This window comes from Magnetospirillum sp. ME-1, from assembly GCF_002105535.1.
Classification (GTDB): Bacteria; Pseudomonadota; Alphaproteobacteria; order Rhodospirillales; family Magnetospirillaceae; genus Phaeospirillum.
The window spans coordinates 238,471-263,359 of sequence record NZ_CP015848.1 but is presented as its reverse complement, the minus strand read 5'-3'; the positions used below and the strand labels follow the sequence as shown (position 1 = coordinate 263,359).

Below are 24,889 nucleotides of genomic sequence, written 5' to 3'. Positions count from 1 at the left end.
ATTCACCGCGCCGCTTCCTTCGCCCGCGTCCCACGGCGAAGGGAGGAGGGCCGCACCCGGGATTCATTCCAACCAGCGACCTAGGCCCCTGGTGCGAAAGCGGAAAATTATGTGCGGACGCTCACAGTCCATATCCGACGAAATCGCTAAGCTGATTTCGGGATGGATGATTGAGCAATGGGTTGGAGCCCGACCGCTATGCGTACCGCTTCTCCTCGGTCCTCCGTCGGCCACACGGCGCGGCAGACCATCAACCAGACCCTGGCCGGACCGGTGATGGCCAAGCTGGTGGATCTGGTCCCCGATCTGGCCTGGGTGCCGCGGGGGCGCGAGTTGGAAACGGCGTTGCGCGATTGCGATCTGCTCCACCGCTGCTTCGTCGCCTTCCGCACCCACCGCACCGATTTCCGCCTGCTGCTGCTGGACCGCCGCAACCGGCCGGTGGATAACGACAACACGCCGCTGTCCTGTGGCCGCACCGTCAACCAGATCATCGCCATGATCGTGCGCTCGGCCGCCAAGCGGCACTTCCGCGCCCGTCTGGACGGCGGCTTTCCGCCCGGTCGCGCCCAGCGCCTCCGGCGTCCCGAAGGCGTGGGATGGGGCGGCATGCTGGGCTGGATGACCGCCCAGGCCGAGGAGCGCCGGGGCGCGCGTCGCGGACGTTCGGCCGGCGACCAGCTCTACGACGCCATCCGCCGCTATCTGCTGCACGATTGGCAGGTGCCGATCATTCCCCAATACGCCCGCATGACGCCGCCGGAAGTGCGGGCGCTCGGCTCGCGCATCCTCGACTTCCGCGACGCCGCCGAACTGGCCTCGTGGCTGGATGGCGGCGCCGACCAGCGGCAGATGCCCACCCAATGGGTGGTCGAGCCCGTCCCCCTGCCGCCCGAACCTGAGCCGGAGACGGAGGTGGTGGTCGAACCCGTCTCCCCCGCCGGACCGGTTCAGGGCGCCGCCGCCTTGCCGGGCGCCGGACTGGCGGGCGACGGCCGTTCGCGCCTCAGTCGGGTGCTGTCCGACGACGGCCGCCTGATCCGCATGGAAACGGTGGTGCCGCTGCTCACCACGCCTGAGCTGAAGGCGGCGCTGGGCCAGCCGGGACGCGAGGAGCTGCGCCGCGCCGCCCGGTCGCTGGCCCAGACCGGATCGGGCACCGTGCGCCGCCTGGCGGTGGATTACGGCCTGCCGCCGGAACAGATGACCGCCATGCTGGCCAAATCCGCCCTGCTGCTGCCGCCGGCCGTCTACGAGAAGATGGTCGGCCGCAAGGGCGAACTGGTGCTGATCCTGGCCCTCATCGGCCGCGCCAAGGCCGCCGGCCTGGATGCCAGCGCCTCGCCCGCCGCCTTCGCCGCCTTCATGGAGGAGCTGTTCGGACGGTTCGGGCGGTAGATTTCCTTTACCGTAGCGGCAGCCAGAGCCGCGCATCAAAGGTGAAGTCTCGGACGGGGCCCATGCGGCCAGGGCCATCTGGATGGAGGGGATTGATCAGGAGGTTGCTGGATTCGGCGATGATGGCGGACGGGACCCGGAGCACGGGCGTCCGCCGTTCGGCCAGCCATCGGTCGCCAAAAGCAGCCGGATCGACGGGTATGGCGGTCACGGTCTCGATGGCCAGGCCACCAAGATCGACGCGCATCAGCACATAATCATCGGGAATGAGATCAGGGGCCAGATCCAGATGGACACGGACCTCCAGGGCCGCCAGTTCCGGGGTCGCGGCCGTATAGAGCATGGGCTGGCCCGGCGTGTTCCACCGGCCGCCGACCTGTCTCGCTCCCTCACCGGATAGATCTGCGAAGGGGCGGCGGCAAATGCGCCATCCCGAGAGCATCAGGCGCTGATTCCATGGGCAATCCGGGTCAGCAGGCTTTCGACCTCTCGCGCCCCCTCCTCGGTGTCAAGCAGATCAAGTGGTGCTTCATCATCGAGCGCCGCACTCGGCCGCCGCAGCCATATATCCGCCTTCTGCGGCGAACCGAATGTCTCTTCCGCCGCCGCGATGACGCGAGCCACGCGCAGCAGGCGGTCCGACTGCTCGGCGGTCAGGGTGCCAATCTTCTTGCGGTTGGCCAGCGTCTTGCGCGGCAGTACGACCCGGTCGATCTCGACCATGCTGAGGCGACCGCTATCAATAAGGTTCTGAATGGTGCCGATCGGGAAGCCGACTCTGATAACATCAATAAGTGAATGTTTGTCATGGGCGTGGCTGGCGTAGGACGACCATGGGCCATCATAACCTGCGCCAGGGATATGCTCTGGCACCATATTATAACGTGTTATTATTATTTTACTGGTTGCGTCGGGAACCTCGACGTCTTCGCCGAGGCGCAATCTCAAGCCGAGCAATGCCGTGGCTTTGGTTGTGGTATCCATAAGATCGCTCCGCGCCAAACGCACTGATTATATGTGCATTTGGCGCAAATGTCCAATGGGGCCGGTCTCTTGCGCAAATCCGGCGATGACGCAAAAAGCCCCGGCGGTGTCCCGCCGGGGCCTTTTCGTCCGACCGGAGGCCGGCCTCAGTTCTTGGCCTTGTCCACCAGCTTGTTCTTGGCGATCCAGGGCATCATGGCGCGCAGCTTCTCGCCCACCACTTCGATGCCGTGCTCGGCCTGGATGCGGCGGGTCGCCTTGAAGGAGGGCTGGCCGGCCTTGCATTCCAGCATCCAGTCGCGGACGAAGCGGCCGGCCTGGATGTCTTCCAGAACGCGCTTCATCTCGGCCTTGGTCTCTTCGGTGATGATGCGCGGGCCGGTGACGTAGTCGCCGTACTCGGCGGTGTTGGAGATGGAGTAGCGCATGTTGGCGATGCCGCCCTCGTAGATCAGGTCCACGATCAGCTTCACTTCGTGCAGGCACTCGAAATAGGCCATCTCGGGGGCGTAGCCGGCTTCCACCAGGGTCTCGAAGCCGTACTGGATCAGCTTGGTCAGGCCGCCGCACAGGACGACCTGTTCGCCGAACAGGTCGGTCTCGCACTCTTCGCGGAAGCTGGTCTCGATGATGCCCGAACGGCCACCGCCGATGGCGGACGCGTAGGACAGGGCGATTTCCAGGGCGTTGCCCGAGGCGTTCTGGGCCACCGCCACCAGGCAGGGCACGCCGCCGCCCTTGAGGTATTCGCCGCGCACGGTATGGCCGGGGCCCTTGGGGGCGACCATGAACACGTCGAGATCGGCGCGGGCCTCGATCAGCTTGAAATGGATGTTCAGGCCGTGGGCGAAGACCAGGGCGGCGCCCTGCTTCATGTTGGCGGCCAGGTCGTTGTAGTAGAGGTCGGCCTGCAGTTCGTCGGGGGTAAGGATCATCACCACGTCGCCCCACTTGGCGGCGTCGGCGGGGGTCATGACCTTGAGGCCCTCGCCCTCGGCCTTCTTGGCGGTGGCGGAGCCGGCGCGCAGCGCCACGGCCACGTCCTTGACGCCGGAATCGCGCAGGTTCAGCGCATGGGCATGGCCCTGGGAACCGTAGCCCACCACCACGACCTTCTTGCCCTTGATCAGATTGACGTCGGCGTCACGATCATAATAAACGCGCATGTTGCTTCCTTTCGAAAGGCGGAATGGCTCCGCGCAAAATTCTGGCGGGCTTTCTAAATCGGATTCGGCCCGCGCGCAATGGCGACGACGCCGGTGCGCGAAACATCGGTCAGCCCCAGGGGTTCCATCAGCTTGACGAAGGCGTCCACCTTCTCGGTGGCGCCCACCACCTCGAAGACGAAGCTTTCATTGGTGGAATCGATGGCGCGCGCCCGGAAGATGTCGGCGATGCGCAGGGCTTCCACCCGCTTCTCACCGGTGGAGACCACCTTGATCAGGGCCAGCTCACGCGACACATGGGGGCCTTCGATGGTCAGATCGTGGACCTTGTGCACCGGCACCAGGCGGCGCAGCTGGTTCTTGATCTGCTCGATGATCATGGCGGTCCCGGAGGTCACGATGGTGATGCGCGACAGCTTCTGGGCCGCGTCCACCTCGGCCACGGTCAGGCTTTCGATGTTGTAGCCGCGGCCGGAGAACAGGCCGATGACCCGGGCCAGCACGCCGGATTCGTTGTCCACCAGGACGGCGACGGTGTGGCGGTTGATTTCTTGAATGGCGTTGGACACTTCTCAGATCCCCCTTACACCAGAACCATGCCGTCTTGTTCCGAGCCCGGCTTGTCGCGGCCCTTGTCCTCCGGCCCCAGCACCATCTCGTTATGGGCCATGCCGGGCATGATCATGGGGAACACGTTTTCCGACGCGTCGGTCCGCAGTTCCAGGATCACGGGACGATCGACGGCGATCATCTCCTTGATGGCGCCGTCCACCTCGGAGGGCTTCTCGGCGCGCAGGCCCACGGCGCCGAACGCCTCGGCCAGCTTGACGAAGTCCGGGTGGTGGATCATGTGGCTCTCGGAATAGCGGCCGCCGTGGATCAGTTCCTGCCACTGGCGGACCATGCCGAGATACTGGTTGTTGAGGATGACGATCTTCACCGGCAGGCGGTGCTGCACCAGGGTGGCCATCTCCTGGATGTTCATCTGGATCGAGGCTTCGCCGGCGATGTTGATGACCAGCGCGTCGGGGTGGGCCATCTGCACGCCCATGGCGGAAGGCAGGCCATAGCCCATGGTGCCCAGACCGCCCGAGGTCAGCCAGTGCAGCGGCAGGTCGAAGCGCAGGTGCTGCGCCGCCCACATCTGATGCTGGCCCACTTCGGTGCAGAAATAGGGATTGCGGTGGCGGGTCATCTCGTACAGCCGCTGGATGGCGTATTGCGGCTTGATGATCTTGTTGGAGTTCTCGAAGGACAGGCAGTTGGTGCCCCGCCACTGGTCGATCTTGGCCCACCAGGCCTTCAGCGCCTTTTCATCGACGCGGGCCTGCTTGGCCTTCCACACCTTGATCATGTCTTCCAGCACGTGGGCGCAATCGCCGACGATGGGCAGGTCGACCGCCACGTTCTTGTTGATGGAGCTGGGGTCGATGTCCACGTGGATCTTCTTGGACTTGGGCGAAAAACCGTCCAGCTTGCCGGTGACGCGGTCGTCGAAGCGGGCGCCGATGTTGATCATCAGGTCGCAATCGTGCATGGCCATGTTGGCCTCGACCGTGCCGTGCATGCCCAGCATCCCTAAGAACAGCGGATCCGAGCCGGGGAAGGCGCCCAGGCCCATCAGGGTCAGCGTGCAGGGATAGCCGGTCATGCGCACGAACTGGGTCAGCAGCTGACAGGCGGCCGGGCCGGAATTCACCACGCCGCCGCCCACGTAGAAGATGGGCTTCTTGGCGTGGGCGATCATCTCGACGGCCTTTTCGATGGCCTTCAGGTCGCCCTTGACCTGGGGCTTGTACTTGGACTTGACCTTGGACGGGGTCTGGTACTCGCCCTTGGCCTGGACCACGTCCTTGGGCAGGTCGACCAGCACCGGGCCGGGGCGGCCGGAACGCGCCACGTGGAAGGCCTCGTGCACGGTACGCGCCAGGTCGTTGACGTCCTTCACCAGATAATTGTGCTTGGTGCACGGCCGGGTGATGCCGGTGATGTCGGCTTCCTGGAAGGCGTCGTTGCCGATCAGGTGGGTGGGCACCTGCCCCGTCAGGCAGACCAGCGGCACCGAATCGCACAGCGCGTCGGCCAGACCGGTCACCGCGTTGGTGGCGCCGGGCCCCGAGGTCACCAGCACGCAGCCCACCTTACCGGTGGAGCGCGCATAGCCCTCGGCGGCGTGAACGGCGGCCTGCTCGTGGCGGACCAGCACGTGGCGCAGGCGGTTCTGCTTGAACAGCTCGTCATAGATGGGCAGTACGGCGCCGCCGGGATACCCGAAAATGACCTCTACGCCCTGGTCGACCAGGGCCTTGAGGAGGATTTCCGCTCCGGTCAACGTATCGTGATGCACCATCTCAGCACCTTGTCTGTAAGTCGTTATCGCCGGCACGAGAGGCCGGCAGGGTCTTCTCATCGCCCACCGAACAGGCAGGCAAGCGCGCTGCTGCACTGCGGCGCGGGCGGACAACCTAGCGGCATGTCTTCAAGCGGTCAAGAGGTGTTGGCGAATTTTCAGAAAGATTGTGGCTTTTAAACTTTCCGAAAATTGCTCTGTGACGGTCAGGGACGCATTCAATTGATGGCGGAACCAGGTCCCCTGGCGCTTGGCGTAGTTGCGGGTGGCCTGTTGCGCGGCGGTGATGGCGGCGGCAAGAACCATCTCGCCCGCCAGATGGGCGGCCAGTTCGCGCCGTCCCAGGGCCTTGGTGATGGGCAGGTCGGCGGCCAGGCGCAGGGATTCGAATTCGCGCACCTCGTCCAGCGCGCCTGCCGCCATCATGGCGGCAAAGCGGGACTCGCACTGGGCGTAGAGGCGGGGCCGCTCGGGATCGAGGACCAGGGTGAACCAGCGGGCCGCGACGCCGCCTTCACGGGGCTCGTTCTGCCATTGAGCCAGCGAGCGCCCGGTGGCCTCCAGCACCTCCCAGGCCCGCGCCAGACGCTGGGAATTGCCCGGATCGAGGCGCGCCGCCATTTCCGGGTCGCGGCCGGCCAGCAGGGCGTGGAAGGTGGCGTTGCCTTTCTCGGCCAGCAGGGCGCGGGCGGCGGCGCGGACACCCTCGGGAATGTCGGGAATGGGCGACAGCCCTTCCATCACCGCCCGCAGGTAAAGCCCGGTGCCCCCCGTCAGGATAGGCAGCTTGCCCGCCGCCCAGGCGGCCTCCATCTCCACCGCCGCCAGCGCGCCCCAGCGGGCCGCCGAACAGATCTCTTCCGGCGGAAGGATGCCGTACAGCCGGTGCGGCGCCGCTCCCACGTCCTCAACCGACGGCCGGGCGGTGAGCAGGGGAAGCGCGTCATAGACCTGCATGGAATCGGCATTGATCACCACGCCGTCGAATTCACGGGCGACGGCAAGCGCGAGGCCCGACTTGCCGGACGCGGTGGGACCGGCGACGACGAGGGCTGGGCGCAGGGTCATGACTCGGACAGCAGGCTCAGGACATGGGCCTCGCCCACGATCTCGAACTTACGCATGACGGCGTCTTGGTGAAGGGAAGACGCCATGAATGCTTGCTCGCCGATGGCGGTGTATTGCCGAATCAACGTGACCGCATCGCGAATATGGATCAGATAGGTGCGATCCCGTGGGTTCACAGCGGCCTGGCCTCGTTCAGGACTTGGTCGCGGATCACGTAATGAAGACTTTCGTCGTCGACCACGTCCACCTTGCGCCCCAGCAGGCTGCCGAGTTGATCCCACAGGCGGACCATATCCAGCAGCGACCTCCCGTCCTCCATGTGGACCAGCAGGTCGATGTCGCTGTCCTCGCGATCCTCGCCACGCGCCACCGAGCCGAACACCCGCACATTCGCCGCCCCGTGCAGGGCGGCGAGGCGCAGGATCTCTTCGCGCTTCTCGATCAGCAGGGTGCGGGCCGATGCCATCATGTTCCTCCGACACCGATTATAGCGCAGGCGGCGGCTTTCTCCATCCCCTCGCCATACTCCACGCCACCATCCCGAAGGCCGCCGACCACAGGATCATGGAGACCGGGACCAGCAAATCGGGGGCCAGCGAGGCGGCGGCGCGCAGGTCGGCGGCGATCACCAGCAGGACGGCGGCGGCGACGGCGGCGCGCGGCCATTGGCCCACCCGGCGCTCGCGGATGGCGTCGATGCGCAGCATCATGGCGGCCGTCACCAGCCCCATGCCGCCGATGGTGGCCAGATGCAGGGCGTCGGTGGCCGGCCCGATGCCCAGCCAGTCCGAGGCGGCCGCCGCCATCAGTCCGACGCAGAGCAGGAAATGCCCCACCTGGATGGGCCCCAATGAGGCATCGCCCAGCGACAGGACCGGCCGCCAGCACCTCTGGCGCCACAGACCGGCGGCGCCGGCCAGGGCCATGGCGCCGAAAGGGCCGAGCCCCAGGGACTGGGCCAGGGCCTCGGCGCCCATGCCGATCACGCACAGCCATTCCGCCCAGGGCCGGTTGCGGTCGAACAGCTCGCGCGCCTCTTCCTTGCGCACCAGCCCGGCCATGCCGGCGGGAATGACCCGGCCGCCCATGACCAGGATCATCAGCGCCACCAGGCAGAAGGCGGTCATCACGCCCCGGCGCTCGCCGCCGTCGATCAGTCCCATGCGTCCGGCCTGATACAGGGCCTCGGCCACGGCGAAGGCGGCGATGGTCGGCGCGAACACCATGTTGTGGCCCAGCTTGGCGGCCTTGAGGAAGGGCCAGCCGCCGAAGGCGAACAGCAGCACGGGATAGGCCAGCGAGGCGATCAGGCCGACCTCGCCGTCCAGTCCGCTCCACGCGGCGACCCGCGCGGCCGCCCAGGCCAGCAGGGCGGCGATCAGGCGCGGACGGCTGACCTTGGTGAAGAGATAGCCGCCCAGCACGGCCGCAGCGAAGCCCAGCAGCATCTCATGGGCGTGGCGGGCCACCGGATCGCACCGGCCGCAGCCGGGCAGCCATCCGGCCCATTCCGCCACCCACAGGGGCACGGACAGCGCGGCGTAGAGACTGGCGGCCAGGAAGAACGGCCGGTGGGCCTTGGGGTAGCGGCCCGAGCGGGCCAGGGGGGCGGATTCCCCGGTCATGGATTACTTCCAGGCGGGAATGGGCCCCAGGCCGCGCATCCACTCCTCGGTGGCCTTGGGGTGGGGGTCGCGGAAACCCGCGCCGGCCAGCCGGGCCAGATTGGGCGAGGACAGCAGCTCGTCCAGCGGTTTCTTCAGGCACTGGGCGTAGCCCGGCCCCAGATCGGCATCGTAATCGGTCTTCATGGGCGAATCCCAGCGCGCCACGAAATTGCCCAGCGGAATGCCGTCGGCGGTCCAGGCGTCGATGCCGCAGCCCAGCTTCAAGGTGCCGTCCTGCTTGCTCCAGCCGGGCCGCCCGGTCAGGCGCACCACGATGTGGGGGCGGATGGCGGGATCGTTGATCTCCACCTGCCGGAAGCCCTTGGCCAGCAGGGTCTGGGCGGTCTCGGCCAGCCTGCGGCCGTCCAGGACCTTGGTCTCCTCGGACTGGTAGCGGGTGATCTGGATGCTGAGTTTCCGCTTCAGGTCGTTCTCGCCCATGAAGATCATCACCCGGGCGTTGAAGGGCAGCGCCACGCCCGGCACCGGGGCGGGATCGACCTGGGCGGCGGGCGGCAGGCCCGACGTACAGCCCGCCAGCAAAAGCGCCGCCAGGGCGCCACCGATCCAACCGCGTCCGGCCATGGTCATGTTCCTCTGCTAATTGATGGACGACAGGCCCTGGGCCTTCACCCGCTTCTGCCATTCGCCCATGAAGGTCTGGAAGTCCTGGGCCTGCTTGATCTTATCACCCAGGCGGCGGTAGTCGATGATGCCGCGTTCGGGCTCGCTGGTCAGCAGGTCGAAGGCTTCCTTCCACTCGGTCTGGGCCATCAGGGCGCCATAGCCGCGCCGCAGCCGGGTCAGGCCGCGCTCGTCGCGGGCCAGCGTCATGGCGGTGGCGGTGTCGAGCAGGCGCCGCGCCGTGGCCGGGTCCAGCGGCCGGTTGCCGATGGGCTTGACGATGGTGGATTCCAGGGCGGCCGCCGCCTCGGGCCAGCGCTTGAGCTTCCAGTTGATGTCGCCCCGGAGGCGGTTGGCCTCTTCGCTCTGGTCGTTGATGATCAGCGCCAGCGCCTCGGCCGAGCGGCCCAGATCGGTCAGCGCCTGCACCCGGATATAGCGCCGCCGCGCCGCCAGATCGGTGGGGATTTCCGGCGCCTCGCTGGCCTCGAGCGCTTCCAGCGCCAGTCCGGGCTTGCGGTCCGACAGGTTGAGGAAGGCCAGCCGGGTGCCCACCCGCACCTTGTCCAGCCCCGACAGGCGGAACTCCACCTGATGGCGCAGCAATTCACCGGCGCGCTCCAGCAGGTCGACCCCGGCCAGGCGGTCGGCTAGGCGGCGGATCATCTCGTCGCCCTTGGTGCCCGACGGCGTCAGTTCCTGGAACTCGTCATACAGGCCGATGGCCACCACGGGCGACAGCTTGTCGGCCTCACCCATCAGGAACAGGCGGTTGAAGGTGTCGCTCATCTCCTCCTGGACCTTGGCGATCTCGGGATGGTCTGGATAATTGGCCACCAGCGAGTGCATGGAGCGCAGGCCTTCGCCGTAGCGGCCGGCGGCGATCTGCAGTTGGCCCAGGCGCTTGAGCAACTGGAACTCGAAATCCTCGCCGCGCCAGGCGAAGCGCAGCTTCTCCAGGTCGCGGATGGCCTCGGCGGGGGTCATCTTGTTGAGGCGCAGCATCAGCTCGACGCGGTCGCGGGCGGCATAGGCGCGGTCGGGGCGGCTTTCGCTGGCCTCGGCATCGCGGTAGCGCGAGATGGCGGTGTCCCACTGCTTGCCCGCCTGGGCGGCCATGCCCGACAGATAGGCCAGCTTGCCGATGTCGCGCTTGGACAGGCCGGGGCCCATCATGGCATCGACGATGCGCGCCGCACCCTTGGAATCGCCGGCCTGGGCCACGGTGCGCGCCGCCACCTCGCCGATGCCGATACGCAGATTGCGGGGCCAGGTCTTGATGTCCTCGGGCGCCAGGCGCAGCACCAAAGCGTGCTTGTTGGGCTCGGGCAGCGACCGGGCCGAGGCGGCGGCCAGGAACAGCTGCACCTTGGCGTCGCCCTTCAAGGCCGGGGTGGACAGATCGACGATGGCGTCGGCGTCGCGCCCCATCAGGAAGCTGGCCGCGCCCCGCACCGCCCGGTAGGGGGGCGTGTCGACGATCAAGGGATCCACCGCCGCCATCACCCGCAACTCGCCCAGGGCCTCGGCGCCGAAGCCGTTGGCCACGTAGTGCCGGGCGATCTCCATGCGCTGGGCGTTCTTCTCGTCGGGGCGCACATGGGCCAGACGGCTGATCAGCTTGCGGTGGTCGTCCACGAACTTGTCGTTGCCGCCGCGCAGCCACTTGGAAATATCCAAGGGGCCGGTGGTCATCACGTCGGCGCCCATGTTGCCGTCGGTGGCCACCTTGCCGCCGCCGGCGGGGCCTTCGGCCGCCAGCATGGGCGACAGGTACAGGCCGCCCGGCTGGGTGATTTCCACCTGATCGCGGCTGGTGTCGAGACGGACGGTGTCGGCACGGGGAATCATGGCGATGCCCTGGGCCGAAGGCAGCAGCTCGGCGCCCGGGTATTCGCGCCCCTGGCGCACGCCGGCGCCGATGGCCGGAACGGTCACCACATGGATGGAATCGCCCACTTCCGGGTCCCTCAGGATCATGTTCTGGGACCCGTCGGAGGCCTTGATCACCACGCGGCCGCGTTCCTGGAAATCCATCTGGGTGGCGATGTCGAAGCCCGCCTTTGGCGCGATGGGCTGTTCGTGGATGTCCAGCACCCACAACTGGCCTTCCTTGCGCACCGAGGGGTTGAAGCCCGGCCGGGTGATCATGCGCACGGCGGTGCCCTTGAAGCCCTGCACCTGCTCCACATGCAGCACCACGTCGCCGCCGGTGCGCTTCAACAGCTTGGTGTCCATCTCCGCCTTGAGGTCGAACACCGCCCACAGCCAGCCCGAGCGGCGGAACACGGCGGCGCCGGTGGGCTTGTCGAAGGCGAAGCCCAGGCTGACAGCCTTGCCGGTGGGGACGGGGCGGATTTCGTCGCCGGGGCGGGCGATGGCCTCGCCCTCGGCGGCGGGTGCGGCGGCGGGTGCGGCGGCCTTGCCGTTGCCGTTAGGCTTGACCGGAGCGGCGGCCTCGGCCGGCGGCAGGCCGTCCAGGGGCTTCAAGGCCGGCGGCTGTTCCTCGGTGCCGGGGGCGGGCGCCAGGGGCGGGGCGGCGGCGCCGTTGGCGCGCGGCGGCGGCGGCGCGCCGGCCGGGCGGACCAGGTCCACCGCGACGCGGGGGCCGCTGGTGAAGTGGCGGACCCGCATCCCGGCGGGCAGCGAGAGGATGACCGAGGTGCCCTTGCCGTTGGGCTTGGCTTCCAGGAAGCCCACGTCGGGCGGCAGCGACGCCTTCAGGGAGGTGACGTTGACGTTGGCCGGGCGGTCGAAATTGATGGAGATTGTGGCGCCGGCCTCGTCCACCGAATATCCCACCGGCTTCGGCCAGTCGAAGACCAGGCGGTTGAAGCCGGTATGCTCGCCGCCCCGGACCATCAGGTCGGTGGCCGGACCCTGGGGCTGGGCGGGCGCGGGCGAAGCCGGCTTGGCCGGCTCGGCGGTCTTGACGGGGTCCGCAGCCTTGGCGGGGGGCTTCTGGCCGGGGGGCAGCTCGGCGGGCGGAAGGCCGGCGGGGATCTCGGCCGGCGGGATGGCCTGTTCCGGCGGCGGCGGCGGGGCCGAGGACGAGGCGGGCTTCTTGTCCTCGGACAGATCCACCACCACGGAATTGGTCCCGGTCTGGAAGCTCTTCACCTGGACCGGTACGGCCAGGGGAAAGGTGACCATCTTGCGGTCGGGCGACAGGGTGACGCCCTTGAGATAGCGGGCCAGCGGCTTCAACACCACCTTGGGGTCGCCGGCGATGGGCCGGTCGAAGCGGACGATCAGCTGGCTGTTGACCGTTTCGGCCGAGAACTTCACCGGGGAATCCCAGTCGAACACCATGCGGCCGAAGCCGTCATGCTCGGCGGCGCGCGGAGACGTCTGGGCCAGGGCCGGAGCCACCGGGCCGAAGGCGAGGGAAACCAGCAGGAGAAGGGTGGCGAGCCATCCGGTGATGCGGCAGCGGGAATCGCTCGCGCTCACGGGCGCTTTCACTGGCCGTCCGGTTGGGGCTTGCTCGGCAGCCTTCATGGAAGGCTAGTCGAAACTTGCCAGCAGCGCGTCGATTTCGGCCTGGTTGGTCGCGTTGCCGGGCAGCTGCGGGCCGTTGAGGAGGTCCTGGTCGGTCAGCGGCTTGGCTTCCTTCTGGGAGCCGTCGTCATAGGTGCCGCCGAACATCTTGACCAGGCTTTCCACCCGGTCCTCGATTTCCTTCAGCGCCTTGACCACCTTGGTGATGCGCTGTCCGGTGATATCCTGGAACGTGCAGGCCTCGAAGATGCGGGTGGTGATTTCGTCCAGGCGGTTGGCCACCTCCTGGTCGAGCATGGGAGAGAGCGAGCCCAGGCTTTCGGCCGCGTCCATGATCTCGTTGGTCGCGGCCTCGGTGGCGCCGACGATGGCGTCAAGCTCGTCGGTCGCCGAGGCGATGAACTCGTTCTTGATCTCGCCGGGCCGAAGCGCGGCGATTTCTTCCTTGGCGGCATGGATGTAACTGGCCAGGGATTCCAGCTCGCGATAGAGCCGCAAATCCCCGGCACCGATATCCCCCGTCATGGTTTCGAGCATGGCCCGAACCACTTCCCCAATCTGATCCACATGGATGGTCTCGCCATGCTCGGCACGAATGGCGTCCAAGCGAAGCTCTAAATCGCGGTCAACGCCCTTCGCCGACATGGCTGCAGAACCCCCCAAGATCGTCAGAATTCGCCCAGCACGCTCACCATCTTGGTCTTCAACGTTTCGGCGTTGAAGGGCTTGACGATGTAGTTGGACACGCCCGCTTCCTTGGCAGCGATGACGTTCTCCGACTTGGACTCGGCGGTCACCATGATGAAGGGAATCGGCTTCAGCTTGGCATCAGCGCGGACTTCGCGCAGCAACTGCAGACCGGTCATGGGCTCCATGTTCCAGTCGGAAATCACCAGACCGTAATTGCCCACGCGAAGCATCTGCAACGCCATGGCGCCATCGGTGGCCTCATCAACGTTGTTGAAACCCAGCTGCTTCAGCAGGTTTCTGATGATTCGCAACATCGTCTTGTAATCATCGACGATGAGGACGTTCATATTCTTATCGACAGCCATCCATCCGCTCCTTCGAGACACTAGCCGCCAGAAACCGAAAAACCCGGTAACCTACGAATTTTCCTAGTTAAGATGGGGGACCGCACTTGCGCAAGTCATTTTTTATGCAATCCCCCGACAATCACCCGCCCGAGGCCGCCCTTGGCATCGGTATCTGGCGTCTTTGTGCCAATTCGGCAGTAACTGCCTTGGCCTTGGACGGGTCCATTTCAGCCATGATCGGAGCAACACGCTGTTCCTTCATGCGCTCGATCACTTCCAGCAGGATATTCATATCCAGCTGTTCGAAAATCTTCGCCGCTTCCTTCGGCTTCATATTTTCGTAGATCTTGACCAGGGAGCGCATCTTGTTGTCTTCCTGGTCGTTGTACTGACGCAGCAGCCCCTCGATGGTGTTCTGCAGCGTCTTCATCTCGGCGACCTTGCGGTCGATCTGATCCTCGGCGGCCTTCAGCAGGGCCTCGCGCTTCTCGATGTCCTTCTCGCGCACGTCGAGGGTGCCGCGCCGTTCCTGCAGCTTCTGCAGCACGTCCAGTTCGGTCTGGCTCATGCCGGCGCCGGGATCGGTGCTGGCCGGGGTGGCGGCGGGCGTCTGGGCGGCGGTGGCGGCGGCGGGCTGCGGCTGGGCCGGGGTGGCGGGAGCGGTCGGCGGCGTCGCCTTGGGAGGCTGCTGTGCCTGCAATTCGGCCACGGAGAAGGATTCGATTCCGAAGATACCCTTGAAGATGTCGCCGACCCGAAGCGACAGCATCAGCACGCCGGCGAAGATCAGCACGGGCAGCACCCGGACGATGGGGGCCTTGGCCTCGGACTTGCCCTTGGACGCGCCGGGAGGCTGCATCCTGATGGGGCCGGGAGTGGGCTTGCGGGTCTTGGCGGCCATGATGCCTCCCTACCGCATGGACTGGAGCGCGCGCAAAAGCTCGCGCTCGGCTTCGGAACGGTCGTCGCTTTCGCCTTCCGAGGCGGCGGCGGCGGCGGCGATGGCGGCGGCCCGGTTGCCGGCCATGCGGGGCGGCGGCATGGTCGGAGCCGAGGCGGTGCCGATCTGGGCGCCCCCACCCGCTCCCATGGCGCGGGGCTCGGGCGCGGCCTTGACGCCGTCGGCGCGGGCGCCGCGCACGGCGTTCTCCAGGCGGTTGGCCATGGTGTCGGCGCGTTCGATCATGAAGGCCAGGTCGTCACGCAGGGATTGCGCCTTTTCCACCCGCTCCTGCAGGGTCTGGCCGGATTCCTCGGCGGCCTTCCTGAGCTTGGGGATGGAGGATTCGGCGCGCAGCGTGGCCTCGTTGAAGGCGGCGATGGTCTTGGCCAGGTCGTCGCGGTTCTTGCGCAAGCTGGACAGGCGCTGATTCAGCATCCAGGCATAGCCGATGGTGGCGATCAGCAGCACGGAGACGACGAGGTCGAGGACGACTTTCCAATCCACGGCGTTTCACCCGGTCTTGATGGTGGATTCATCCACCTGGATGGCGATGTACTGGCCCTTGCGTCCCATGCGGCCGCGGAACATGGCCACCTCGCCGCAGCGCATGTCGATGGGCGAATCGGCGGTGGCGTTCAGCATGAATTTCGAGCCCGGCTTCCAGTTCAGGACCTCGCGCAGGTTCATCACCTGCTCGTCCAGAACCGCTTCCAGTTCCACCTCGGTCAGCCACAGCTCTTCCGCCAGGTGGGTTTCCCAGATGGAGTCGCGGCCGAACTTTTCACCCATGAACATCTGCAGCAGCAGCTCGCGCACGGGTTCCAGGGTGGCGTAGGGCAGCAGCAGTTCAAGGCGTCCGCCGCGGTCTTCCATGTCGATGCGCAGCTTGGCGACGATGGCGGCGTTGCTGGGGCGCGAAATGGTGGCGAAGCGCGGATTGGTTTCCAGGCGGTCGAAGCGGAAGGTCACCGGCGACAGCGGGTCGAAGGCCGCCGACAGGTCCGACAGCACCACGTGCACCATGCGCTCGACCAGATTGCGTTCGATGGTGGTGTAGGGGCGGCCCTCGATGCGCATGGCCGCCGTGCCGCGCCGGCCGCCCAGCAGCACGTCGACGATGGAGTAGATCAGCGACGAATCGACGGTCAGCAGGCCGAAATTGTCCCATTCCTCGGCCTTGAACACCGCCAGCATGGCGGGCAGGGGAATGGAGTTCAGGTAGTCGCCGAAGCGCAGCGACAGAATGTTGTCCAGCGACACTTCCACGTTGTCCGACGTGAAATTGCGCATGGAGGTGGACATCATGCGGACCAGGCGGTCGAACACCACTTCCAGCATGGGAAGGCGTTCGTAGGACACCAGGGCGGAATTGAGGATGGCCTGGATGCCCGACTTGTCGCCGGCGCCGCCGATATCGTCGTCGAAGCCCAGCAGCGAATCGATTTCGTCCTGGTTCAGGACGCGGGTGGCGTCCTTGGCCACCGCCGCCTGGGTCTCGCCGGTGCTGTCGCCGGCGCCGAGCATGGCTTCCCATTCGGCGGCCATGTCGCCGCCGTCGCCGCCGCCGGCGTCACCGCCGCCACCGCCGCCGCCGCCATTGTCGTCGCCGGCCATGGCGGCCCATTCCTTCATCAGGGCCTCTTCGTCCTCGGCCCCGCGGGTGGTTCCACCGTCGTCGTTCATCGCCATGTCGGCCTTTCCCGCCGGTCCGCTACTGGACCAGCATTTCCTTGAACAAGACGTCGTTGACCTTGACCGGCTTGACCGCGGCGTTGACGCGGGTCAGCAGCTCCTCGCGCAGGAGATGCATGCCGGAGGCGCCCTGCAGGTCCTCGACCCGCAGCTCGCGCAGGTAAATCTGGAAATTGTCGATGATGCGCGGCAGCATCTGCTCGACGCGGGGCTGGTCGGTGACCGCCTCCAGCTCCAGCGCGACGCGCAGCTTCAGGAAGGCCTGCTTGCGCCCCGTGGTCTGCAGGTTGACCAGCATCTCGGGCAGATCCATGAACGACGCCGCCTGCACCGCCTTGGGCGGCGGCGGCGGGGCGGCGGCATCGGCCGCCGGGGCGTGGTCGTCCTTCTTGCCCAAAAGCTTGTCGAGCAGCCCCGAGAAATAGACGCCCGCACCGGCGCCGCCCAACAGCAGGATGGGCAGCACGATGATCAGGATCTTCTTGATCGGCAGCTTTTTGGACGGTGACTCGGATACCTCTTCCGAACCTTCACCTTCCTCGAAATCTTCTTCCAGATCTTCGGCCATGGCCCTCTTCCGCCGCTTCCGGGCGTGGCGGCCCACCAGGGGCCACACGTGCGCACCATAAAAACTAGACCTTTGCGGTTAACAGAAGGTTGAGCCGGCGCAAAAGATAGGGATTCGACCCGATCAATTCCGCGCACTCTTCCCCCACCACGCGGCCACGATAGCAATGCCGGGGGGAGGCGGCAATAACTGCCCGGCAAGCCCTGCCCCGGCGGAAGAGGGGAACGGAAAAAATGGCGGAAATGCTGGATTCCTGAAATTGGCACGCCGTCTGCAAGGAAGGCGGCGCAAGCAATTGCCACCCAGGATCGAACCATGCAGAACACCGCTTACATCGCTCTCTCCCGTCAGGCCGCCCTGTGGCGCCAGATGGAAGTCGTGGCCAACAACATGGCCAACGCCAACACGCCCGCCTTCAAGGGCGAGCAGATGATGTTCCGCGAGTATCTGGTTCCCACCCGCTCGTCCGAGCGGGCCGTGGGCAACAAGCTTTCCTTCGTCCAGGACGTGGGCGTGCTGCGCGACACCCGCGAAGGCCCGCTGACCAAGACCGACAATCCCCTGGATTTCGCCCTGCACGGCGACGGCTACTTCCAGATCGAGACCGAGGCCGGCATGCGCTATGCCCGCAACGGCCACTTCCGCCTGGATCAGTCCGGCATGCTGGTCAACACCCAGGGCTACGCGGTGATGGACGACCGCGACCAGCCGATCATCTTCGCCCCCAACGAGACCCAGGTCGAGGTGTCCTCCGACGGCACCATCTCCACCGAGAATGGCCGGGTGGCCCGCATCAAGGTGGTCAAGTTCGACAACGACCAGCAGATGCGCAAGGCCGGCGACTCGCTCTACGAGACCACCCAGGATCCGACGGTGGTGGAACGGCCCCACGTGGCCCAGGGCATGATGGAAGAATCCAACATCCAGCCCGTGATGGAAATGACCCGCATGACCCAGATCCTGCGCGAATACCAAGGCGTGCAGAAGATGCTGGACGCCGAGCACGAACGCCAGCTCAAGGCGATCCAGACCCTGGGCGCCCCCAAGACCAACTGACCGGTTCAACGAGTAAGGAATTCACGCCATGCGCTCCCTGAACATCGCCGCGACCGGCATGCTGGCCCAGCAGACCAACGTCGAAGTGATCTCCAACAACATCGCGAACATGAACACCACCGCCTTTACCCGGCGGCGTCCCGAGTTCGCGGACCTGCTCTACCAGAACCTGCGCCGCGTCGGCTCGCAGTCGTCGGACACCGGCACCATCGTGCCGACCGGCGTGCAACTGGGCCTGGGCGTGAAGACCACCGCCGTCTACCGCATCACCGAGCAGGGCAGCGTCCAGAGCACCGACAACACGCTGGACATGGCCATCCAGGGCAAGGGCTACTTCCAGATCAAGATGCCCTCGGGCGAGACCGCCTATACCCGCGACGGCTCGTTCCAGCTGTCGCCGGAAGGCACCATCGTCACCCACGAGGGCTATCAGGTGATCCCCCAGGTCACCATTCCCTCGGACGCGGTGGGCGTCACCATCGATTCCACCGGCCAGGTGATCGTCAAGCAGGACGGCCAGGTCCAGAGCCAGATCAAGGGCCAGCTGACCCTTGCCACCTTCGCCAACGACGCCGGCCTGGAAGCGCGGGGCAACAACCTGTTCATGGAAACCCCGGCCTCGGGCCAGCCGGTGGTGCAGACCCCGGGCAAGCCCGGCTTCGGCACCATCCTGCAGGGCTTCCTCGAGACCTCCAACGTCAACGTGGTGGCCGAGGTGACCAACCTGATCGGCGCCCAGCGCGCCTACGAAATGAACTCGAAGGTCATCCAGGCCTCCGACGAGATGCTCTCGACCATCAACCAGATGAAGTAGTGAGGCCATCATGATCCGCCGCCTCTGCCTTCGCGCCACCATCGCCGGACTGGTTCTGGCCGCCGCCTTCGGGACCGTGCGCGCCGCCGAACTGCCGCCCCAGCTGAAGACCTCCATCGTGCTCACCGGCGATGCCATCACGCTGGGCGACATCTGGGACAATATCGGCGACAAGGCTTCGACCCCGCTGGCCAATGCGCCGGCGCCGGGCAAGCGGATCACGCTGGAGACCCGCTGGCTGGCGGCCGTGGCCCAGTCCTACGGTATCGACTGGCGCCCCTCGTCGCCCTTCGAGCGGGCGGTGGCCGAGCGGGCCGGCCAAAGCGTCGACATCCGCACCATCGAGACCGAGCTGAAGGAAGCTCTGGCCCTGGAAGGCGCGCCCAGGAACGCCACCGTCGAGATCAGCAACCGCCAGCAGCTCCACATCGTCATTCCCGCCACCGCCACCCCCACCGTGGCCGTCAAGGATCTGGCCTACGACCCGCGCATGAACCGCTTCCAGGCGGTGGTGGAATCCCCGGCCGGCGCGCCCAATTCGGTGCGGTTCAAGGTGATGGGCAACGTCTTCGCCTCGGCGCGTATTCCGGTTCTGGCCCATCCCATGGGCCGCGGCGAGGTGATCACCGAAGCCGACATCCAGTGGGTGGACGTGCGCGAGGAAGTGGTGCGGCGCGACATCGTCACCAATCCCCGCCTGCTGATCGGCCAGGAGCCGCGCTACCAGCTGCGCGCCGGCGCGCCGATCCGCACCGCCGAGGTGCAAAAGCCGGTGGTGGTGGGCAAGAACAGCTCGGTGACCATCATGCTGCGCTCCAAGTTCATGACGCTTACCGCCCAGGGCCGCGCCGCCGAGGACGGCAGCGTCGGCGACGTCATCCGCGTCACCAATATTCAGAGCAAGCAGACCGTCGACGCCAAGGTCGAAGGCCCCGGCCAGGTGTCGGTGATGCCCGGCGGCCTGCGCAGCCTGGCCCAGAACTGAGCCGAATTCGGAGAGATAGATCATGTCCACCACCACTCCCTCCCGGACCTTCGGCCGCAAGGCCATGCGCGCCCTGGCTCTCGTGGTCGCCGTGTCCGAGCTGTCGGCCTGCAACATGCTCACCCGCATGTCGGAAGTGGGTTCGGGCCCGCAAAGCTCGCCCATCTCCAATCCGACCCAGAAGGCGGGCTACCAGCCGGTCAGCATGCCCATGCCCCAGCCCTCGGCTCCGCCGCAGAACGCCAATTCCCTGTGGCGTCCGGGGGCGCGGGCCTTCTTCAAGGACCAGCGCGCCAAGGACGTGGGCGACATCCTGACCGTGGCGGTGTCCATCTCCGACAGCGCGACGCTGACCACCGGGCTCACCAATTCGCGCACCGGCTCGGAAAAGGCCGGCTCGGGCACCACGGGCTCCAACATCTCGGCCATGGGCTTCGAAAGCCAGCTGCAGAAGCTTCTGCCCAACATCAACCTGGCCAGCCTGGCCGACCTGTCGTCCACCTCGGCGGTGACCAATTCGGGCAATACCACCCGCACGGAAAGCATCACCATGAGCATGGCGGCGGTGATCACCCAGGTGCTGCCCAACGGCAATCTGGTGATCTCGGGTCGCCAGGAATTCCGGGTGAACTACGAAATGCGCGAACTGTCCATCCAGGGCATCATCCGGCCCGAGGACATCAGCTCGTCCAACTCGGTCAGCTCGGAAAAGATCGCCGAGGCCCGCGTCTATTACGGCGGCCGCGGCATGGTCAGCGACCTCACCCAGCCGCGCTACGGCCAGCAGATCTTCGACATCATCTTCCCGTTCTGATCGGACGGCACGTTACGAAGGCCCGCCGGAGGAAACTCCGGCGGGCCTTCGGCATTTTTTGCCGGGTAGCCCCCAGGGGCGTGAATGCTCGCTTCACCACGAAGGCACGAAGACACGAAGGGGCACGAAGACACGAAGGGGCACGAAGAGGATGCGTCTCTTCGTGATAGGGCGCAGGATGACCGCCTCCAGCCGCCATCCTGACGACCGAAGGGAGGAAGGATCTCGTCTCGGCACGGCGTCTCAGAATCGGCACCATTGGTCCAGGCGGAGATCCCTCGCATATGCTCGGGATGACAGACTATGAGAAAGGGGCGGGTCCTGCTGGGCCCGCCCCTTGTCCGTTCAGCCCTTGGGAAAGGCCTACTTCTTCTTGCCCTCGGCCAGCGGCAGGGCGATGTAGCGCAGCTGCTGGGGGTTTTCGACGCGCAGCAGCAGCGACTTGGCACCGGACTTGCGGCCGTCCTCGATCAGCTTGCCCAGGTCGGCGGGGGCGCGCACCGGCTTGTGGTCGGCCTCGATGATCAGGTCGCCGGGGCGCATGCCCTTTTCGGCGGCCGGGCTGTCGGGCTTGACCTCGGTGACGATGACGCCCTTGGCCTCGTCGTCCACGCCGAAGCGTTCGCGAAGCGCCGGGGTCAGCGACGAGACGGTCAGGCCGGCGCCGGGAATGGCCAGCACGCCGTCCTTGCCCGCCTGGGGCTTCGGCTGCTCGGGCTTGCCCTTGACCTGCTGCTCGGCCGGGTCCTCGGGCATCTCGCCCACGGAAGCCGTGATGGTCTGGCGCTTGCCGTCGCGCCAGATGACCACGTCCACCTTCTTGCCGATGGGGGTCGAGGCCACGTAGCGGGGCAGGCGGCGCATCTCGGTGATGTCCTTGCCGTCGAACTTCAGCACCACGTCGCCGTCCTTCAGCCCGGCCTTGACGCCGGGGCCGTTGGGATCGACCTTGGCCACCAGGGCGCCCTTCTGGTCGGGCAGGCCGATATTCTCGGCCATGTCGGCATCGAGCGACTGGATGCGGATGCCCAGCCAGCCGCGGCGCACCTTGCCGAACTTGCGAAGATCGTCCAGCACCGGCACCGCCAGCGAGGCCGGCACGGCGAAGCCGATGCCGATGGAGCCGCCCGACGGCGAGATGATGGCCGAATTGATGCCGATCACCTCGCCCTTCATGTTGAACATGGGGCCGCCGGAATTGCCGCGGTTGATGGCGGCGTCGGTCTGCAGGAAGTCGTCATAGGGGCCGGCGTTGATGTCGCGGGCGCGCGCCGAGACGATGCCGGCCGTGACGGTGCCGCCGAAGCCGAAGGGATTGCCGATGGCCAGCACCCAGTCGCCCACGCGGGCTTCATCGGAATTGCCGAAGGGCACCGGGGTCAGCGGCTTCTTGCCGGGATCGATCTTCAGGAGCGCCAGATCGACCTTGGGATCGCGGCCCACCAGGGTGGCCTGGAACACCGTGTCGTCGTGCAGCTTGACGCTGATCTCGTCGGCGTCGGCGATGACGTGGTTGTTGGTGACGATGTAGCCGGCGGCGTCGATGATGAAGCCGGACCCCAGCGAGGTCGCCTTGCGCGAGGGCGCGTCGGGCCGGGTGCCCTGCTGGCGCTCCATGAATTCCTTGAAGAATTCCTCGAGCGGCGAGCCGGGGGGGAATTGCGGCATCTCGGGCCCGCCCTGGTTGCCCTTCAGCGTCTGGGTGGTCGAGATGTTGACCACGCTGGGCAGCAGCCTCTCGGCCAGATCGGCGAAACCGCCGGGCGGCGCGGCGGCGGTGGCCATGCCGGGCAGCAGGAGGGCGATCATCGCCAGGGCGCCCACCAGCAGGCGGGCGGGGCGGAAGGAATTGTCACGTCTTGCCATGAACACGGAAGTCAGTCCTCCGGACGGTCTCGCCCCTCAGCTGGGGCGACTGGAATATTGTCTCAAAGCGCGCTTCGCGCCAACCACACGCCGCCCAGGCCGAGGATGGCCATGAACAGCCCGATACCGCGCAACAGGTCGGGCGGCATGACCAGGACCTGGGCCATCATGCGCTTCATGGCCTCGGGGAAGGCCGCCCAGGCGAGGCCCTCGATGACGAGGACCAGCGCCAGGGCGGTCATCAGGTCGGTCATTGGCCCCGGCGGCCCGGGCCGTTGCCGAACGCCTTCAGGAACTCGTTGTCCGGCGACAGGACCAGGGTGGTGCTGCCGTCGCCCAACGCCGCCCGATAGGCCTGCAGCGAGCGGTACAGGGTAAAGAACTGGATATCCTTGCCGAACGCCTCGGCGAAGATGCGGTTGGCCTCGGCGTCGCCCTGGCCGCGTTCGATCTGGGCCTGGCGCTGCGCCTCGGCCAGCAGCACGGTGCGTTCGCGGTCGGCGCGGGCGCGGATCTGCTGGCTCCACTCATAGCCCTGGGCGCGGGCTTCCTTGGCCTGGCGCTCGCGCTCGGACTTCATGCGGTCATAGATGGACTGGCTGGTCTCGTCCGGCAGGTCGGCGCGGCGCAGCCGCACGTCCACCACCTGGATGCCCAGTTCGCGCAAGCTGCGCTCGGAGACCTCGTGCTGGATCTGCTCCATGATGCGGGCCCGCTCGTCCGACAGGATGGAGGGCAGCATCACCTGACCCATCACCCGGCGCATGGCCGACGAGACGATCTGGGTCATCTGGGCGCGGGCCTGCACCTCGGTGCGCACCGCCTGATAGAACTTCAGCGGGTCGGCGACGCGGTAGCGGGTGAAGGTGTCGACCACGATGCGCTTCTGGTCGCCCAGGATGACCTGTTCGTCCGGCGGGTCGAGGGCGAGCAGGCGGTTGTCGTAGCGCACCACGTCTTCGATGAAGGGCAGTTTGACGTGCAGGCCCGGCTCCTTGATGGTGGCGCGGTGGGCGCCGAAGCGCAGCACCAGCGCCTGTTCGGCCTGGTTGACGATGAACAGCGACGACCCCGCCAGCACCAGAAGGATGGCGGCGGCGATGGCGGAAAAGACGAGGGAGCGGCTCATTTGGCGCCTCCCGCCTGCTGTTGCTTCTTCAGTTCGGGCAGGGGCAGATAGGGCACCAGTCCCTTCGCCGAGGGATCGATGACCACCTTGGTGGCTCCCTTCAGGATTTCCTCCATGGTCTCGATGTAGAGGCGCCGTGCGGTGACGTCCTCGGCCTGCTTGTAGGAGGCGTAAAGGGCGCTGAAGCGCTTGGCGTCGCCCTGGGCCAGGTTGACCACCTGCTCGCGGTAGGCCTGGGCCTCCTGGGTCAGGCGCTCGGCCTCGCCGCGTGCCCTGGGGATGATGTCGTTGCGGTAGGCTTCCGCTTCGTTGCGGGCGCGTTCCTGGTCGGCGCGGGCGCGCTGCACGTCGTTGAAGGCGTCGATGACCGCCGCCGGCGGATCAACCTTCTGCAACTGGACCTGCTGGATGTGGATGCCGGCGCCATAGGAATCCAGAAGCCGCTGAAGCTCCTCCTGGGTCTGGATGGCGATGAACTCGCGCTTGTCGGACAGCGCCGCCTGGATGGGGTTGCGGCCGATCACCTCGCGCAGCGCGCTTTCGGCCGCCACCTTGACGGTCAACTCCGGGTCGCGCACGGCGAACAGATACTTGCCGGCGTCCTTGATGCGCCAGAACACCGCGGCTTCCGCCTCGACGATGTTCTCGTCGCCGGTCAGCATGCGGCTTTCGTCGGTGACCCGGCCGCCGCTGCGCAGATCGCCGCCGACCCGCGAGCCCAGCAGCAGCTGGTTGACCTTGGTCACCTTGGGCAGCAGCACCGTCTCGATGGGATAGGGCAGGCGGTAATGCAGCCCCGGCTCGGTGGTGTCCACCCACTTGCCGAAGCGCATGACCACGCCCTGCTCGTCGGGGCTGACCTTATAGATGCCGGAGAAGCCCCAGAACGCCACCGCCAGCGCCGCCAGGGCCATGATGCCCCGCGTGCCGTTGGCGCCGCCGGACCCGCCCGGCATGGCGCGGCGCAGCCGTTCCTGGCCCTTGCGGATGAAGTCCTCGAGGTCCGGTCCGCCGCCGAAGCCGCCGCCGTTGCCGCCGCCGCCCGGACGATTGCCGCCGCCGTTGCCCCAGGGGCCGCCGCCGCCACCGCCGCCGCCCCACGGGCCGCCGCCGCCGCCACGAGGATTCCAAGCCATGAGGTTTCCCTTCGTTCAATTCCCAACATTCATGGGGAACATAGGGCAGGATTCCGCCTTGCGCAACGCGACGCCGTCCACATTACCGGTT

Annotated in this window: 26 protein-coding genes; 5 read left to right on the top strand and 21 right to left on the bottom strand. The window is 66.8% G+C overall.

Going from position 1 to position 24,889, the window contains the following annotated elements:
* The first annotated feature begins 198 nt into the window (after positions 1–198).
* Positions 199–1,398, top strand: coding sequence for a hypothetical protein (locus WV31_RS01035; RefSeq protein ID WP_145980694.1), 1,200 nt, complete (start codon positions 199–201; stop codon positions 1,396–1,398).
* 7 nt (positions 1,399–1,405) lie between these two features.
* Here WV31_RS01035 and WV31_RS01030 read toward each other — a convergent pair whose 3' ends face one another.
* From WV31_RS01030 to WV31_RS00950, 17 genes are all read right to left on the bottom strand, one after another.
* Positions 1,406–1,840 (bottom strand): RES family NAD+ phosphorylase, encoded by a 435-nt coding sequence (locus WV31_RS01030; protein ID WP_085371929.1) that lies wholly within the window; start codon positions 1,838–1,840, stop codon positions 1,406–1,408.
* Positions 1,840–2,382 carry a type II RES/Xre toxin-antitoxin system antitoxin gene (gene parS, locus WV31_RS01025; protein WP_237051428.1) on the bottom strand — a complete coding sequence of 181 codons (543 nt, stop codon included), beginning with the start codon at positions 2,380–2,382 and terminating at the stop codon, positions 1,840–1,842. The genes WV31_RS01030 and parS overlap by 1 nt, the downstream gene beginning before the upstream one ends.
* 146 nt (positions 2,383–2,528) lie before the next feature.
* Positions 2,529–3,548 (bottom strand): ketol-acid reductoisomerase, encoded by a 1,020-nt coding sequence (ilvC, locus tag WV31_RS01020; protein ID WP_085371928.1) that lies wholly within the window; start codon positions 3,546–3,548, stop codon positions 2,529–2,531.
* A gap of 53 nt (positions 3,549–3,601) precedes the next feature.
* Entirely contained in the window at positions 3,602–4,117 is a 516-nt protein-coding gene (ilvN, locus tag WV31_RS01015) for an acetolactate synthase small subunit (protein WP_085371927.1), read from the bottom strand.
* Between the two features lie 14 nt (positions 4,118–4,131).
* On the bottom strand, positions 4,132–5,898 hold the full coding sequence (locus WV31_RS01010; protein ID WP_085371926.1) for an acetolactate synthase 3 large subunit: 1,767 nt from the start codon (positions 5,896–5,898) through the stop codon (positions 4,132–4,134).
* Between the two features lie 129 nt (positions 5,899–6,027).
* Positions 6,028–6,966: a tRNA (adenosine(37)-N6)-dimethylallyltransferase MiaA gene (gene miaA, locus WV31_RS01005; protein ID WP_085371925.1), complete on the bottom strand. Its 939-nt coding sequence runs from the start codon at positions 6,964–6,966 to the stop codon at positions 6,028–6,030.
* Positions 6,963–7,142, bottom strand: coding sequence for a HepT-like ribonuclease domain-containing protein (locus WV31_RS01000; protein WP_085371924.1), 180 nt, complete (start codon positions 7,140–7,142; stop codon positions 6,963–6,965). Before WV31_RS01000 ends, miaA begins: the two co-directional genes overlap by 4 nt.
* Positions 7,139–7,432, bottom strand: a complete 294-nt coding sequence (locus WV31_RS00995; RefSeq protein ID WP_206072568.1) for a nucleotidyltransferase family protein — start codon at positions 7,430–7,432, stop codon at positions 7,139–7,141. Before WV31_RS00995 ends, WV31_RS01000 begins: the two co-directional genes overlap by 4 nt.
* A 19-nt stretch (positions 7,433–7,451) precedes the next feature.
* Complete coding sequence (locus WV31_RS00990) at positions 7,452–8,591, bottom strand: NnrS family protein (RefSeq protein ID WP_085371922.1); 1,140 nt, start codon at positions 8,589–8,591, stop codon at positions 7,452–7,454.
* A 3-nt stretch (positions 8,592–8,594) separates the two neighbouring features.
* A complete protein-coding gene (locus WV31_RS00985; protein ID WP_237051427.1) occupies positions 8,595–9,218 on the bottom strand; it encodes a hypothetical protein in 624 nt (207 codons plus the stop codon).
* A 15-nt stretch (positions 9,219–9,233) separates the two neighbouring features.
* Positions 9,234–12,710, bottom strand: a complete 3,477-nt coding sequence (locus WV31_RS21920; protein ID WP_168185824.1) for a tetratricopeptide repeat protein — start codon at positions 12,708–12,710, stop codon at positions 9,234–9,236.
* Positions 12,711–12,764: 54 nt separating this feature from the next.
* Positions 12,765–13,364 (bottom strand): protein phosphatase CheZ, encoded by a 600-nt coding sequence (locus WV31_RS00975; protein WP_442915516.1) that lies wholly within the window; start codon positions 13,362–13,364, stop codon positions 12,765–12,767.
* A 62-nt stretch (positions 13,365–13,426) separates the two neighbouring features.
* Positions 13,427–13,813, bottom strand: coding sequence for a response regulator (locus WV31_RS00970; RefSeq protein WP_068436653.1), 387 nt, complete (start codon positions 13,811–13,813; stop codon positions 13,427–13,429).
* Positions 13,814–13,934: 121 nt separating this feature from the next.
* Positions 13,935–14,696 (bottom strand): MotE family protein, encoded by a 762-nt coding sequence (locus tag WV31_RS00965; RefSeq protein WP_085371919.1) that lies wholly within the window; start codon positions 14,694–14,696, stop codon positions 13,935–13,937.
* A gap of 9 nt (positions 14,697–14,705) precedes the next feature.
* The gene (locus tag WV31_RS00960) at positions 14,706–15,242 is read right to left on the bottom strand and encodes a DUF6468 domain-containing protein (protein ID WP_085371918.1); all 537 of its coding nucleotides are present in this window, start codon (positions 15,240–15,242) and stop codon (positions 14,706–14,708) included.
* A gap of 6 nt (positions 15,243–15,248) precedes the next feature.
* Complete coding sequence (gene fliM, locus WV31_RS00955) at positions 15,249–16,427, bottom strand: flagellar motor switch protein FliM (RefSeq protein WP_085371917.1); 1,179 nt, start codon at positions 16,425–16,427, stop codon at positions 15,249–15,251.
* A 22-nt stretch (positions 16,428–16,449) separates the two neighbouring features.
* Positions 16,450–16,998 (bottom strand): flagellar basal body-associated FliL family protein, encoded by a 549-nt coding sequence (locus tag WV31_RS00950; protein WP_085371916.1) that lies wholly within the window; start codon positions 16,996–16,998, stop codon positions 16,450–16,452.
* A gap of 315 nt (positions 16,999–17,313) precedes the next feature.
* Here WV31_RS00950 and flgF point away from each other — a divergent pair, with 315 nt between their 5' ends.
* The 4 genes from flgF to flgH are packed head-to-tail and all read left to right on the top strand — an operon-like array spanning position 17,314 to position 20,667.
* Positions 17,314–18,054: a flagellar basal-body rod protein FlgF gene (gene flgF / locus WV31_RS00945; protein WP_085371915.1), complete on the top strand. Its 741-nt coding sequence runs from the start codon at positions 17,314–17,316 to the stop codon at positions 18,052–18,054.
* A 28-nt stretch (positions 18,055–18,082) separates the two neighbouring features.
* Entirely contained in the window at positions 18,083–18,868 is a 786-nt protein-coding gene (gene flgG, locus WV31_RS00940; protein WP_085371914.1) for a flagellar basal-body rod protein FlgG, read from the top strand.
* 10 nt (positions 18,869–18,878) lie between these two features.
* Complete coding sequence (flgA, locus tag WV31_RS00935; RefSeq protein WP_085371913.1) at positions 18,879–19,853, top strand: flagellar basal body P-ring formation chaperone FlgA; 975 nt, start codon at positions 18,879–18,881, stop codon at positions 19,851–19,853.
* A 22-nt stretch (positions 19,854–19,875) separates the two neighbouring features.
* Positions 19,876–20,667, top strand: a complete 792-nt coding sequence (flgH, locus tag WV31_RS00930) for a flagellar basal body L-ring protein FlgH (RefSeq protein WP_085371912.1) — start codon at positions 19,876–19,878, stop codon at positions 20,665–20,667.
* Positions 20,668–21,030: 363 nt separating this feature from the next.
* On the opposite strand, the gene WV31_RS00925 is transcribed toward flgH, so the two are convergent.
* The 4 genes from WV31_RS00925 to hflK all read right to left on the bottom strand — a co-directional run bounded on the left by WV31_RS00925 (position 21,031) and on the right by hflK (position 24,798).
* Complete coding sequence (locus WV31_RS00925; RefSeq protein WP_085375409.1) at positions 21,031–22,533, bottom strand: DegQ family serine endoprotease; 1,503 nt, start codon at positions 22,531–22,533, stop codon at positions 21,031–21,033.
* A gap of 62 nt (positions 22,534–22,595) precedes the next feature.
* Entirely contained in the window at positions 22,596–22,787 is a 192-nt protein-coding gene (locus tag WV31_RS00920) for a DUF2065 domain-containing protein (protein WP_085371911.1), read from the bottom strand.
* Positions 22,784–23,662 (bottom strand): protease modulator HflC, encoded by an 879-nt coding sequence (gene hflC / locus WV31_RS00915; protein WP_085371910.1) that lies wholly within the window; start codon positions 23,660–23,662, stop codon positions 22,784–22,786. Before hflC ends, WV31_RS00920 begins: the two co-directional genes overlap by 4 nt.
* Positions 23,659–24,798 (bottom strand): FtsH protease activity modulator HflK, encoded by a 1,140-nt coding sequence (hflK, locus tag WV31_RS00910; protein ID WP_085371909.1) that lies wholly within the window; start codon positions 24,796–24,798, stop codon positions 23,659–23,661. The genes hflC and hflK overlap by 4 nt, the downstream gene beginning before the upstream one ends.
* Between the last annotated feature and the right edge of the window lie 91 nt (positions 24,799–24,889).

Excerpts from the sequence above, each read along its gene's own strand:
- WV31_RS01035 (WP_145980694.1), top strand. The coding sequence starts at position 199 with ATGCGTACCGCTTCTCCTCGGTCCTCCGTCGGCCACACGGCGCGGCAG.
- WV31_RS01030 (WP_085371929.1), bottom strand. The coding sequence starts at position 1,840 with ATGCTCTCGGGATGGCGCATTTGCCGCCGCCCCTTCGCAGATCTATCC.
- parS (WP_237051428.1), bottom strand. The coding sequence starts at position 2,382 with ATGGATACCACAACCAAAGCCACGGCATTGCTCGGCTTGAGATTGCGC.
- ilvC (WP_085371928.1), bottom strand. The coding sequence starts at position 3,548 with ATGCGCGTTTATTATGATCGTGACGCCGACGTCAATCTGATCAAGGGC.
- WV31_RS01010 (WP_085371926.1), bottom strand. The coding sequence starts at position 5,898 with ATGGTGCATCACGATACGTTGACCGGAGCGGAAATCCTCCTCAAGGCC.
- miaA (WP_085371925.1), bottom strand. The coding sequence starts at position 6,966 with ATGACCCTGCGCCCAGCCCTCGTCGTCGCCGGTCCCACCGCGTCCGGC.
- WV31_RS00995 (WP_206072568.1), bottom strand. The coding sequence starts at position 7,432 with ATGGCATCGGCCCGCACCCTGCTGATCGAGAAGCGCGAAGAGATCCTG.
- WV31_RS00990 (WP_085371922.1), bottom strand. The coding sequence starts at position 8,591 with ATGACCGGGGAATCCGCCCCCCTGGCCCGCTCGGGCCGCTACCCCAAG.
- WV31_RS00985 (WP_237051427.1), bottom strand. The coding sequence starts at position 9,218 with ATGGCCGGACGCGGTTGGATCGGTGGCGCCCTGGCGGCGCTTTTGCTG.
- WV31_RS00970 (WP_068436653.1), bottom strand. The coding sequence starts at position 13,813 with ATGGCTGTCGATAAGAATATGAACGTCCTCATCGTCGATGATTACAAG.
- WV31_RS00965 (WP_085371919.1), bottom strand. The coding sequence starts at position 14,696 with ATGGCCGCCAAGACCCGCAAGCCCACTCCCGGCCCCATCAGGATGCAG.
- fliM (WP_085371917.1), bottom strand. The coding sequence starts at position 16,427 with ATGGCGATGAACGACGACGGTGGAACCACCCGCGGGGCCGAGGACGAA.
- WV31_RS00950 (WP_085371916.1), bottom strand. The coding sequence starts at position 16,998 with ATGGCCGAAGATCTGGAAGAAGATTTCGAGGAAGGTGAAGGTTCGGAA.
- flgF (WP_085371915.1), top strand. The coding sequence starts at position 17,314 with ATGCAGAACACCGCTTACATCGCTCTCTCCCGTCAGGCCGCCCTGTGG.
- flgG (WP_085371914.1), top strand. The coding sequence starts at position 18,083 with ATGCGCTCCCTGAACATCGCCGCGACCGGCATGCTGGCCCAGCAGACC.
- flgA (WP_085371913.1), top strand. The coding sequence starts at position 18,879 with ATGATCCGCCGCCTCTGCCTTCGCGCCACCATCGCCGGACTGGTTCTG.
- flgH (WP_085371912.1), top strand. The coding sequence starts at position 19,876 with ATGTCCACCACCACTCCCTCCCGGACCTTCGGCCGCAAGGCCATGCGC.
- WV31_RS00925 (WP_085375409.1), bottom strand. The coding sequence starts at position 22,533 with ATGGCAAGACGTGACAATTCCTTCCGCCCCGCCCGCCTGCTGGTGGGC.
- WV31_RS00920 (WP_085371911.1), bottom strand. The coding sequence starts at position 22,787 with ATGACCGACCTGATGACCGCCCTGGCGCTGGTCCTCGTCATCGAGGGC.
- hflC (WP_085371910.1), bottom strand. The coding sequence starts at position 23,662 with ATGAGCCGCTCCCTCGTCTTTTCCGCCATCGCCGCCGCCATCCTTCTG.
- hflK (WP_085371909.1), bottom strand. The coding sequence starts at position 24,798 with ATGGCTTGGAATCCTCGTGGCGGCGGCGGCGGCCCGTGGGGCGGCGGC.